The following is a 10,890-nucleotide window of genomic DNA, read 5'->3' on the forward strand; positions in this document are numbered from 1 at the left end:
CTAACAGCTTTATGACAGTTGTTTGGCCAAAATTCTTAAACGGCTTTTAAATTCTGAACGGTCAACGTAGCAGCCCCTCAAATGGCGTTTGCCAGTATTCTCATCAAACGCATTGCGGCCATGTAACACCCGGCGGTTATCAAATACCACCATTTCACCCGCTGACAATTTCAGCTCAATTTTATAGCGCGTATCTTTCAAACGGCCCATCAATTCACGATAAGCAATGTAGTAGTCGTACATAACCTCGCTTGGCAAATCAAAAATATCCGCGAGGTGAGCGTTGTATTTAATCTCGATAATATTGCCAAAGTTATCCAAATTAATGACGGGGTGGTGCTGGCGAATATCATGTGCCTCATCATGAAAACGAAATGGAATCACGTACTCACAAAGCAGCCGAAAATACTCGGGGTGATCTTCACGTAGCTCTTCAAGCACTTTTAAACCATCCACAAAAGTAGACTCGCCACCAACACTGTCATTGCTCAAGCAATGTAAGAACTGGTAGCCCGGCGGCACTTCCTGGTTGGCTAAATCGGTATGCAACGGTAATGAGATAGAAGTATAAGCAAGGTTAATCGGTTTTTTTTCTGATACCACATCAAAAGTCGAACCAAAATTAGTCTGGCGCAGATAGTCGATCCGGCTTGCTGTCTGCATAACGGCTTTGGGGCTATCTGGCATACCATTAATAATGGCGAGCCCATACTTATCCAAAGTGCTCATCCACTCATACAAGGCCCTATCACTGCTCATAATCTCCTGCTGGTTTTGTACTGGAATTCTGTCAACAAACTTACAATCCCAGCTTTGATAGCCACTACTGCGACCCTTTGCCAACTCACTTGAGTAACAGAACTCCCGTAACCAACTTTGCTCAAAATGGCTAATATGCCCTTGTTCAGACCACTCAATAATAAGAACTCCCTTATCAATAGTGATTGATAACGGATAAATATCTTGCGAGACACTTAACAGATCAAAACAACGCTCACCTGTTTGTGGATGAAAGGCCGTGGGGCAGTTATCACGCAACCAGATATAGTGATAAGTAGCATGGCTGCCATCATTCCAACAAACCTGCATGGCTCGATCATTTTGCTCAACAGATTCTATGTAAAAACCGGCGACTATTGGAGAATCTACAATTGGTTCTGATTGCGACGTTTGCATTTTAGCTGACCCTGCATATACATGGAGTAAAGGACTACACCATGCTATGTTGCAAGTAATGCTTATTCAAACAATGAATTTTGACCTACTTGATAAGAAATAATAATGAATAAACGCACCGACCTTCCACCTCTCAATTGGCTCAAAACATTTGAAGCGGCAGCAAGATTACTCAATTTTAGTGCTGCCGGAAGAGAGCTACACCTGACACAGTCTGCGGTGAGCCAGCAAATACGGCTATTGGAACACCATTTGGGTGAGCCGTTATTTACCCGGGAACATCGCACGGTATATTTAACGAACAGTGGCTTGGCATACTTGCCCGTTGTACAGAGCGCAATCAGCAACTTGCAACGCCACACCTCAGAGATTTTTTCCCCGCTTGGTAAAGGTCGCCTAGTGATTGAGGTAAGTATCGCCTTTTCGATCATGTGGCTATCATCTAAATTAAGCCGGTTTTGCGCACAATACCCTGAGCTAAAATTACAGCTGGTCCACGCCAACTGGGATAATGAGTTTAATCGCAGCCCTGCTGATATCACCATCATGCACGGTAATGGCGACTGGCCGGGGATGCAGTTACACCCATTATTTACACCTAAACTAAAACCCTACTGCTCTCCAAAGCTTGCCGATCAGCTGAGTGAGCCTAGTGATCTATTGTCATTACCTCTCTTGGAAGTTTTAGGTACCCGCCAAGGTTGGCAAGAGTGGTTTCAGAAAGCAGGGGTTAAAACAGATAATGCAGACACTCTCTATCACAAGACTGACAACCTAGCCGCAGGAATGTCGATAGGCGAAGCAGGGCTTGGAGTGTTTCTCGGTTATCCCGACTTCTTTACGGGACAATTAAACAATCAAAAACTAATTGCGCCTTTTGATATATGCCTAGAGACAGAAGATAACTATTACCTAACCTACCCAAAAGGCAAGCCTCTCTCCAAATCTGCAACCGTCTTTAATGAATGGTTATTAGATGAGCTGGTATAGACATTAGCATTCGAATAACCACTTGATAATTTAGCAACAAAACGTATTAGTTTTTAGATAACGTTGCTAACCAAATCGAATCACAGGGCTATATTGAATGAAGGGATATGTAAGTGATTATGAGTTCATACGCCAGTGATAATTAATGCTAAGCCACCGAGAATAAGCATCCTATCTTTCTACTCGGATCGCCTGAATGAACCTCTACCTTCGAATGCTCTACTTACTAATTGCATCCTTTTTCAAACCAAGGTTGCCAATTGAACACCCTGAAAACACTCTCACGCTAAGTGTACTGCCCAACGATATCGACCTTAACAGACACATGAATAATGGCCGCTACCTTACCATTTGCGATCTGTCACGGGTTGATATGTTTATTCGTACTGGGCTGGCCAGCACTATGATGAAAGAGAAGTGGATGCCCGTCATCTCAGAGCATACGATGACCTATAAACGACCATTAAGCCTATTCAAAAAATATGAAGTCAAGATGGAGATAACCGGCTGGGACGATAAAGCTTTCCATATGACCCACACTTTTATTTGTGGCGAACGCGTTCTAGCACAAGGGACATCAAAGGGATGTGTGGTCAGCAAACAAGGCGTAATACCACCGGATGAGGTGATAGCAAAAATAAAAGAAAGATGAAGGTGGTGCCGGCACCAAGAGTCGAACTCGGGACCTACTGATTACAAGTCAGTTGCTCTACCAGCTGAGCTATACCGGCGCATGGTCATAAAAGACCACTTCAACCTTAGCATTGATAATGCCAAGATTGAGAAACAAAAACAACCACTTGGCATAGCCCATAAGCGGCTGTTCTCATTGTAGAATTTGGTAGGACTAGGCAGATTCGAACTGCCGACCTCTACCATGTCAAAGTAGCTTGGACAACGGCGAAGATACTACCCTATGTTATTGTTTAAACACAAGTATTTATTGTAAATTTTTAAATGTTTTGCCTTTCGTTCTTAGGAATAGGAAAACGGCAATTATCAATAACAAAAAAGGTCAGGGGTGATTAGTATTGAAGCGGAGTTGCAGTCCGTGAGCAATCATTTGTTAATCAATCACTTAACCCTCACACAGCTAATATAAATGCTAAATAAACGCCTTTTTTATCAATGTTTTACTGTATTTATGCGGCTGTATATTAGCTGTGTAATGGAAATCCCCCTTTTTTATTCTTTTAATATAATTTGACGAAAACCTCTCAAAATTTGCACTTACCGGCACATGTAAACTAAACTTACACTTAACGTTTTGGGTTATTTTGGGTTGTTTTAGGTTTTTTGGTGAATGCAATGATAATGGATTACAGCATACAAGGTGATGCGAAGAGCTTCGTCAGTGAGTATGAGCAAATAGTAAGCGCTCAGATTTTACGTACATCCGCTATTTACTCACCTTCGCCAGAAGTCGAAAAATCAGTAAACGTCGATCTAAAAACATTGCATAGCGCTACTTATAAAATAAACAAAGCAGGCCGTCTATTATTAGAGGACTTGCTTGCGTTGGCGGCGAAGGATCAACTAGCTGTAAATCAGCGCGAAGCGGCGGTTGTTTATGATGACCTTAAAACTGCCTCTCAACAGATGCACCTTCTCGGATCTAAAGTAAGAGACAAACTGCTTAACAAGGCAAAAATCCAAAGCTGGCTTGGCGATTATCAAAGCGACCTTATTAAGGCGTATGAGAAGTACGCCTCTGCATTTGATCGGTATGCAGAAACGACCAATAAGATTGCAGATATATACCGCCAAGAGTCTGATCTCAGCATCTCTACTGACACACGCACGCCTCCAACAAAAGAAGCAATGGATCGTTTTATACGCTCATCAGAGCGAACTCTTCAAAAAGCATTAAACGGTGAGCCTATAGAATTCGTATGATCAAAGTTTATTGTTCAAAGGAGTTGAGCGAAGATCCTGAATTCAACGTTATAAAAGAAGACTTTTTTTCCTATATCGCATCCGAAAAAATTGAGGTTCCTAATTACTTTGGAAAAGACGTTCCATATGAGCGCCCGCCATCAGCCGTTCTAGCCGAGCTCCAGCATATACATCTACAACTTACCCCTGAAGAATGCCGCATCGAGCCCCCCTTAAATCCTTGGGACTCATCTAGGCTGCAGTTTAAAAGAACTAGCAATAAATTCCTCGTTTACACCAGGGGAGAGAAAAGCAGAAACACCTATATAATACTTGCTATTGTCTTCCCTAGAGCACATGAGAAAGCCGATAGTATTGACCATATGAGTGGATTAATAACAGCAGCCAACCAAGCTAAGAAATGCTTTTAAGAGCTCTCTAGTAGGCGACTAAGCGAAGAAAAGAGGAAAGCGGTTTTAAAGCTGCTAGAGAAATAAGAGGCTATAGTTATGCAACCCAAACATTGGTTTGGGCCTGCCCTGCAAGCAATAGCGCCTCTCTTATTTCTTCCCAGGTTACGGTTTGAGTTGAGTTATCAGCCATTTTCCATTGAGTGGTCATGCCTGCCTCACCTACAGCAACAACACGCGCCATGCGGTCTTGAGACTTCTCATCACCATCGAAAACTTTACCTGTAGAAATAGTGACAAGTATTTTTGAAACTTCGCTATCTCTGTGTGCTTTTTTTCGTAAAGCCACCAGCTCAGGCGGCGAATTATGTAGCAGCGTTTTCATGAACAATAAACTCCTTTTCTAAATATTGAATACCTGCCGCAATCATAATTTCATAATCAACAGCCACCGGCCCAGGTACAAACGTAAAATTCATTGGCTCGGTTATAGGGTACTCAACACCCTCGATAGTTGCTGTGCAAGGAACCGGGTGAGTCTCTAGCGTGTAATCTATTTTACGGTGTTTAGAGTGTGGCGAAGTTGTTACATCAACATAGCTATTTTCGTCTGTATCACCGTCGCCCGCCTCAATCCAGCCACCACTTATGCCCGCCTCTTTCGAGAGCATAAGCGGTGTATCGCCCACCTTTTTAAGCACTTCGCCCGTCACTAAGTCATAAATAAGTGCATCGATATGGCTCATGTGTCCTTAACCCCTATTAGTGAAATGATTCTCGATTTAATTTTTGCTACGCCCACCGCTGTTACCACAATCGAATATGTATGGTCGCCTGCTGGCGGCGTGTCTTTCTCGGCTATGGGGCAAGGAATAACTGCGCTTTTATAGCTAGGACTTCCGTTTGGGTTGCTGTCGTATCCTGCTGCTGCCACTGAATAGCTATAGAGCGTTACACTTCCGCGCTTTAATGCAACCGTACAATCTACGGCCATGCCGCTAATGATCACATGCCCGGATATAAAGACCGGCTTACCAACTGATGAAAATAGCTTGCTAACTGCTGTATACGTTTGTCCATTTAGCGTTTTGGTGCCACTAACCTTCCCTGATGCCGGTATTGTTACCGCTTGCCCTGCTAGTTGCAGCGTATCCACTGAAGCGGCTTTTATGTACGCTCCCTCGATGACAGCGAGGCCGTTATAAGTTCCGAGTACTACCTTTGATGGGTCGTTAGGATCTAATACAGAAAAGTTACTCGCCAAAATCACAAACGATGATGTGACACCATCATTCATTAACCCCACGCCAGCTATATGACCGTTAACATCGGTCTTAATCGTCCACTGCGCATAGATACCATCATAGGTAGTGAATTTTTGCTGTACTGATGCGTAGTTGTTATCAACTCTTGTGTCTAACTGAGCGACTGAATCAGCAATAATTCCATCAGCTACCATTCGAGCGTTATGCTCTACTAAGATATTAGCGGTTCTATTGCTTGCTTCCGCCGCCACTTCCTGATTTATAGATGCTTCTCTGTCGGTAACTTCTTGAGAAATAGCCGCCGCTAAAGCATTGCCCGTTGCATTATTTACGCTCACAACAGCTGAGTTTATGGCCGCGTTTCTATCGCTAACCTCTTGAGAGATAGCAGCGCCAATTAAAACTCCTGCTTCTGTTTCTGTTAAACCATCAGCATCAGATACCGCTTGCAATATGCGCTGAGCAACCGACCCATCTATCGTGTCATCTGCTGTAATAAGTTCGATTGAAGCAAGTAAATCTGCATGTAATTGCGACGTTGTTATTCTCGACTCTAGCAGTTCTAATATTGCCGCTGGATCTGTGCCGGTTTCTACATGCTTTCCCGCTACCGCATTAAATGGCCCAGGCACGTCCGCCTTGCTAACGTGCCTAATCCAATAATACAAACTGCTGCCGGGATCGACGGTATCTGTGTAGCGTGTGTGGATAACTGGTTTTACTATGCCTGCTGTTCCAATATCGTTTGTTTCACTGCGCCAAAGCTCTGTATGTGAGTGGTTTAAATACTGATCGGTTGCATCATCCCACACGCATTCCACTGTTACCGTTTTGCCAACAGCATCAAAGCCGGTGGGCACAGGCGGAACCGGCAAAGATGTAATACCAGGCAATATATTAAGCGTTGCCCAGCCGCCGATAATATCCTCGTTACGCGCCGCTATTCGCACTATTGACGCAACAGGGTCTACGTTTTTAGTAAAAGCGAGTACTGAGCTTGTGCCGAACGGTTGCCATGTGCTGCCGTTATCGTGTGAAATCTGCAATATATAGCTGGTTGCATCATCAACAGAGTTCCAGCCAAATTTAACAATAGGTTGCGATGCTGTGCCGCTGTAAGAAACATTTAAACCTGTGACCAGCGATAAAGCGTTTTCATTGATTGTTGTTCCTGGTGGAATGCTAATTGTTCCATCAGCAATTAGGTCGTCAATTTCATGTACTTTCGGGTCGTCATATTCACCCGTAAAGCTGAACTGATGACCACCAGCATGACGAGAAGAGCGCATTAAAAAACGGCGGTAATGCTTATCAGCAACACCGAACATAAACGAGGTGCGCTTACGCTTAAAGCCCTTATAGATACTGGCATTATGCGTGCTGTTAATAACTATTTGATTTGATTTACTACCCGCTGTTACAACATACGGGCCTTGTGGCTGCTGTAGCTTATCAGCCAAGTTAACAACATAGGTTTTACCCGTTTCAAAAATAGCGTCTTCTGATAGCGTGAGCGTTTGTGTACCATCGCCATTATCAACGAGATCTAATACTTCGCCGCTCGTTCCCCAGTTACTCGAGTAATGACTGACTGCAACACAACTTCCCTTTTCTGGTAACCCACCAGCAAGCTCGGTTTTAAATTGGCAAATACGGTTGCGATACTCACTCTTACCGGCTTCAAACATACCTTCCCGGTATGCTTGTGTGTGATTGGTAATGCCATCGCGCTTTAGCTTAACGGGGTTTGTGCCTGCTTTACCTGGTAACACACATAGCACTTGCACAGGCATACCGGTATCAGCGTCGCGGTATTCCATTTCTACCGCGTCGTTTTCCCACTGATCCATTGTGTCGTATTGAAGATCAAAAGAGCCGGCGATAATCTCTGTCATGCCAAACATATAGTCTGGCACTATCTTTGGCTCATCACGAACCATTGAATACACGCCTTTATACTCGATTTTTTCGGCGCGCCCTGCTTTAGCTATCATCTGCAAAACAGCATCAAGCGAACTTTTTGTATCTATATTAAAATCAAAAAAGTCATTGCGTGAAAGCCACACATCAGCCAACCGTTTAATCGCGGGCAAGTCTAAATAACTATCATCATACTCACCCCCATAATCAGCTTTTACTTGATCACAAAAGGCCCATGCAGGGCTTCGGGTCGCTTGTGGTTGGCTCCAACTTGTACCATCCCAAACAGGCAATAAGCGCTGACGAACAACATTAAAACGGCGCTCGCTTTGACCTGATAACTGCCCATCCACTTTAATTTTTACAGCCCATACGGTGTGGTCATAGGTATGATCAGACTCGATAACGCACTTAAGCTCACCCCAAAAAACACTGTCTTGCAAACGAATATTACTCGGCCCTGCACTATCAGAGCTGCGGCGCATTCTGACTTCATAGCGGCCCGGGGGTACTTCTGTCGCTACTGTTGTGCGTATAGCCTCAACGGTTTTCCCTTCTAGGGTCCAGCTATCAAGATGCGCCCAGGCACCAATACCTATATCGCTTTCATCTACCGCTCGATATTCAGCCTCAATAGTGACAGACACCAGTGATAATGCGCCGGTTTGCTTGTCTTGGAGCCCTAACCCTTGCGGTGCGATAAGGTCCGCACCAATAGTGGTAACTTGCACATCTGAAGGTGAGACTGTATGAGGACCAGACCAGCCCAAATGCTTCTCATCGTTAGGCGCGAACAGTTCAATATTGCTTACATCACTAGAGGTATAAACATCAGGGCTAAACAGAGTTACCCGCTCACCCGGCATGCATACTTGCTGCTCGTAATTCTCGAAATTACTAAGCAGTGTATTGCCAATTTTCGCTTCTGAAAGCGCGTTTTCACCTTGGCCTACGGAAAAAACGTGGAATAAATACTGATCACCATCAATGAAACGTCTGAACGGCATTGCCGCAAAATCAGGCCACACACGCTGACGCCCATAACCCACCGGAATGGGTTGACCAAGGCGAGGGCTATTACCTTGCGCGTTTAAATCATAGGTTGGGGATTGTTCGGGTAAGTCTTTATGGTTGTTGTTGAGGTTCTGCATGGACTGCATTTGCGTATAGGTATATATCGCAGTAATTGCAGTAAAAGCCATAATCGCCCAACTGATCGGATCCACACCGAACGGGCGCGGGCGCAGCGTTAAATGCTGGCCGTTACATAGCGGGGTAATATCCCAATCAATCGCGGGTATTTCTTCCCCATCGATGCGAGCAATAACAGGCTGATAAGTGCCCGGTTTAAAAGCAGGGTTTAGTTTTATTACGAGCCCTTCTAACGTGATAGAAGATTTTACATCTAGCTCATAATCAAATTCTTTAGCGCCTACAGAGCTTAATGGGTGCTTATGGACTGTGACTTTAACCGACATATTCCCAGTACTCTACTAAGTTGTAATTTGATAAATGCGCGGGACCGTCTAGCGCCACACCAACACCTTCAGTGCTGTGTAATAAACGCCCACCGTTTATATCTAGCCAGATACCGATATGATGAAAACGAGTAGCTGTCGCCAGCAACACAACACAGCCATGTTTTTGATGGTGTGTTTGCCGCCAGTGGCCCGACGTTATTTCTTGTGCAACGACTCGCACAAAGGAGCGCGGGTTTTTAGTTGGGATATCTAAATGACGATCTAAAGCAACACCGTGAAGCTGATAAAACGCATAGACCACAACGCCCCAGCAATCCCATGCCTCTACACCTTCAACATTTTCACCTGTGGCATAGGCGCGCCACGGCTTGCCCAGCATGCAACTAAGCCATTGATAATCGTCTTTCATGTGGGTTATCCGGGGTGGGTTATGACGCTAACGCGGGGTGTGTTTTGAGCGTGTAAGGAATGCTTGGAACAGATTTATTAATAGAGTCGCTGAACACTAGCGAGCCGGTAGCACGCCCGCCACGAATAGACGGTTTTAACATGGTTAAGCCGGTTTCGATTCGTCCAGGATAAGTAAGCATGTCTGATTGATATTCTCGCACTGTTGCGCTAATTTTTGTGCGGGGTGAGTAATCCGCTACTCTTTCTAATTGCTCAACCACATCAGTGCTGATAGCGTCCATAACCAGTTGAATATCACGCCGACCTTTTGCATTTTTTTCTGGCCAGCGAACCGTAAACGCACCCGCTAGACACGTTACTACATCGTCATTTTCTAGCGTAACTGTGAGCGGTTCGGGAGCATGCACTATGCGAATAACACCAGCAGGCAAACCCGACATTAAAAATGCAGGATGCTTTAACTCAAGGGTTATATATTTTATCGAACCTGTGGGCGCGCTTGCGTAATGCTCTGCCAGTAATTGCTCAGCCTCTTCTTTTGGTGTCATACATATCTCAAATTTGAGCCATAAAAAAGCCCGCACTTAGCGGGCTGTTAGCAAAACTAATTTAGTTGCTATGACGCATTAATATTGATATTCCATTCCTGATTTTCTGCGTGTAAAACGTTGTTTTTATAAACGTTATAACCAGCTTTATGAACACCGGCGAGCAGCCCAACAACAGAATAAGAGCCATTCTGGTTAAGGTTAAAACCAGCCAAAAACGGCGCTACTGCTTCCGCTCGCCAAATAGCAGCATTACCTGCGGGTAGACTTAGGTGCTTATAAATAACACTCGCACTGTGTGAGCCAGTTAAGCCTGGCGGCGGCACAGCATCACCACGCACACCAACCAATACCGTTACGGCCGTGCGGATAACAGTAACCGCCGACCAAGCACCATCACCAATACCGTTAACGGCTCTCACTTGGAATGGATGATCTGTATCTTGAATTAAGCCAGTTAGATCAGCAGGAGAGGTAAACGCAACCGCTGTAGTGCCTCCATCAACAGTCCACTCAAGGCCGGTCGCATCAGACCCGGCGTAACTAGCATTAACTGAAATACTGTTATCTGTTACAGAGTAAGCACCAATAACAGGTACACCGGCTGGTTCAGCAGAGATGGGCTCGATAACATTAATCGTTTGTGTTACTTGTGTGGCCACATTACCGGCTGCATCAGTGGCGTCAAACGTGGCTGTGAACGAATTTACACCTGTTGTAACGACCGTATCACCACCCACATCAACCGTAATACTACCATCAACATTATCCGTAGCTGTTGCCGGCGCCTGCGTGTATGTATCGCCAATCTCAA

10 protein-coding genes, 1 tRNA gene and 1 pseudogene are annotated in these 10,890 nt (G+C 44.7%); 4 read left to right on the forward strand and 8 right to left on the reverse strand.

Annotation, left to right across the window (positions count from 1 at the left end; translation table 11 throughout):
• Positions 1–9: 9 nt before the first annotated feature.
• Positions 10–1,176: a TauD/TfdA family dioxygenase gene (locus tag G511_RS0110280; RefSeq protein ID WP_051221855.1), complete on the reverse strand. Its 1,167-nt coding sequence runs from the start codon at positions 1,174–1,176 to the stop codon at positions 10–12.
• 105 nt (positions 1,177–1,281) lie between these two features.
• Here G511_RS0110280 and G511_RS0110285 point away from each other — a divergent pair, with 105 nt between their 5' ends.
• Positions 1,282–2,166 carry a LysR substrate-binding domain-containing protein gene (locus G511_RS0110285; protein ID WP_028469555.1) on the forward strand — a complete coding sequence of 295 codons (885 nt, stop codon included), beginning with the start codon at positions 1,282–1,284 and terminating at the stop codon, positions 2,164–2,166.
• A 196-nt stretch (positions 2,167–2,362) separates the two neighbouring features.
• The gene (locus tag G511_RS0110290; protein WP_028469556.1) at positions 2,363–2,818 is read left to right on the forward strand and encodes an acyl-CoA thioesterase; all 456 of its coding nucleotides are present in this window, start codon (positions 2,363–2,365) and stop codon (positions 2,816–2,818) included.
• A gap of 3 nt (positions 2,819–2,821) precedes the next feature.
• On the opposite strand, the gene G511_RS0110295 is transcribed toward G511_RS0110290, so the two are convergent.
• Positions 2,822–2,897: transfer RNA gene (locus tag G511_RS0110295), tRNA-Thr, on the reverse strand.
• 568 nt (positions 2,898–3,465) lie between these two features.
• Here G511_RS0110295 and G511_RS0110305 point away from each other — a divergent pair.
• Both G511_RS0110305 and G511_RS22515 read left to right on the forward strand, forming a co-directional pair.
• Positions 3,466–4,062, forward strand: a complete 597-nt coding sequence (locus G511_RS0110305) for a hypothetical protein (RefSeq protein ID WP_156905193.1) — start codon at positions 3,466–3,468, stop codon at positions 4,060–4,062.
• Positions 4,059–4,472, forward strand: a complete 414-nt coding sequence (locus tag G511_RS22515; RefSeq protein WP_051221856.1) for a type II toxin-antitoxin system YafO family toxin — start codon at positions 4,059–4,061, stop codon at positions 4,470–4,472. Before G511_RS0110305 ends, G511_RS22515 begins: the two co-directional genes overlap by 4 nt.
• 76 nt (positions 4,473–4,548) lie before the next feature.
• On the opposite strand, the gene G511_RS22520 is transcribed toward G511_RS22515, so the two are convergent.
• The 6 genes and pseudogenes from G511_RS22520 to G511_RS24520 form a co-directional block, all read right to left on the reverse strand.
• Complete coding sequence (locus G511_RS22520; RefSeq protein ID WP_051221858.1) at positions 4,549–4,836, reverse strand: DUF4376 domain-containing protein; 288 nt, start codon at positions 4,834–4,836, stop codon at positions 4,549–4,551.
• Positions 4,817–5,197 (reverse strand): hypothetical protein, encoded by a 381-nt coding sequence (locus G511_RS0110320; protein ID WP_028469558.1) that lies wholly within the window; start codon positions 5,195–5,197, stop codon positions 4,817–4,819. The genes G511_RS22520 and G511_RS0110320 overlap by 20 nt, the downstream gene beginning before the upstream one ends.
• The gene (locus tag G511_RS0110325) at positions 5,194–9,114 is read right to left on the reverse strand and encodes a host specificity factor TipJ family phage tail protein (RefSeq protein ID WP_028469559.1); all 3,921 of its coding nucleotides are present in this window, start codon (positions 9,112–9,114) and stop codon (positions 5,194–5,196) included. Before G511_RS0110325 ends, G511_RS0110320 begins: the two co-directional genes overlap by 4 nt.
• Positions 9,104–9,526, reverse strand: coding sequence for an NlpC/P60 family protein (locus G511_RS22525; protein WP_036551820.1), 423 nt, complete (start codon positions 9,524–9,526; stop codon positions 9,104–9,106). The genes G511_RS0110325 and G511_RS22525 overlap by 11 nt, the downstream gene beginning before the upstream one ends.
• 19 nt (positions 9,527–9,545) lie before the next feature.
• The gene (locus G511_RS0110335) at positions 9,546–10,076 is read right to left on the reverse strand and encodes a DUF1833 family protein (RefSeq protein WP_028469560.1); all 531 of its coding nucleotides are present in this window, start codon (positions 10,074–10,076) and stop codon (positions 9,546–9,548) included.
• Between the two features lie 68 nt (positions 10,077–10,144).
• Positions 10,145–10,890 (reverse strand): annotated as a pseudogene (locus G511_RS24520) (hypothetical protein); the annotation flags it as partial.

It is taken from the genome of Neptunomonas japonica DSM 18939 (assembly GCF_000422765.1).
Lineage (GTDB): Bacteria > Pseudomonadota > Gammaproteobacteria > Pseudomonadales > Balneatricaceae > Neptunomonas > Neptunomonas japonica.

Excerpts from the sequence above, each read along its gene's own strand:
- G511_RS0110280 (WP_051221855.1), bottom strand. The coding sequence starts at position 1,176 with ATGCAAACGTCGCAATCAGAACCAATTGTAGATTCTCCAATAGTCGCC.
- G511_RS0110285 (WP_028469555.1), top strand. The coding sequence starts at position 1,282 with ATGAATAAACGCACCGACCTTCCACCTCTCAATTGGCTCAAAACATTT.
- G511_RS0110290 (WP_028469556.1), top strand. The coding sequence starts at position 2,363 with ATGAACCTCTACCTTCGAATGCTCTACTTACTAATTGCATCCTTTTTC.
- G511_RS22515 (WP_051221856.1), top strand. The coding sequence starts at position 4,059 with ATGATCAAAGTTTATTGTTCAAAGGAGTTGAGCGAAGATCCTGAATTC.
- G511_RS22520 (WP_051221858.1), bottom strand. The coding sequence starts at position 4,836 with ATGAAAACGCTGCTACATAATTCGCCGCCTGAGCTGGTGGCTTTACGA.
- G511_RS0110320 (WP_028469558.1), bottom strand. The coding sequence starts at position 5,197 with ATGAGCCATATCGATGCACTTATTTATGACTTAGTGACGGGCGAAGTG.
- G511_RS0110325 (WP_028469559.1), bottom strand. The coding sequence starts at position 9,114 with ATGTCGGTTAAAGTCACAGTCCATAAGCACCCATTAAGCTCTGTAGGC.
- G511_RS22525 (WP_036551820.1), bottom strand. The coding sequence starts at position 9,526 with ATGAAAGACGATTATCAATGGCTTAGTTGCATGCTGGGCAAGCCGTGG.
- G511_RS0110335 (WP_028469560.1), bottom strand. The coding sequence starts at position 10,076 with ATGACACCAAAAGAAGAGGCTGAGCAATTACTGGCAGAGCATTACGCA.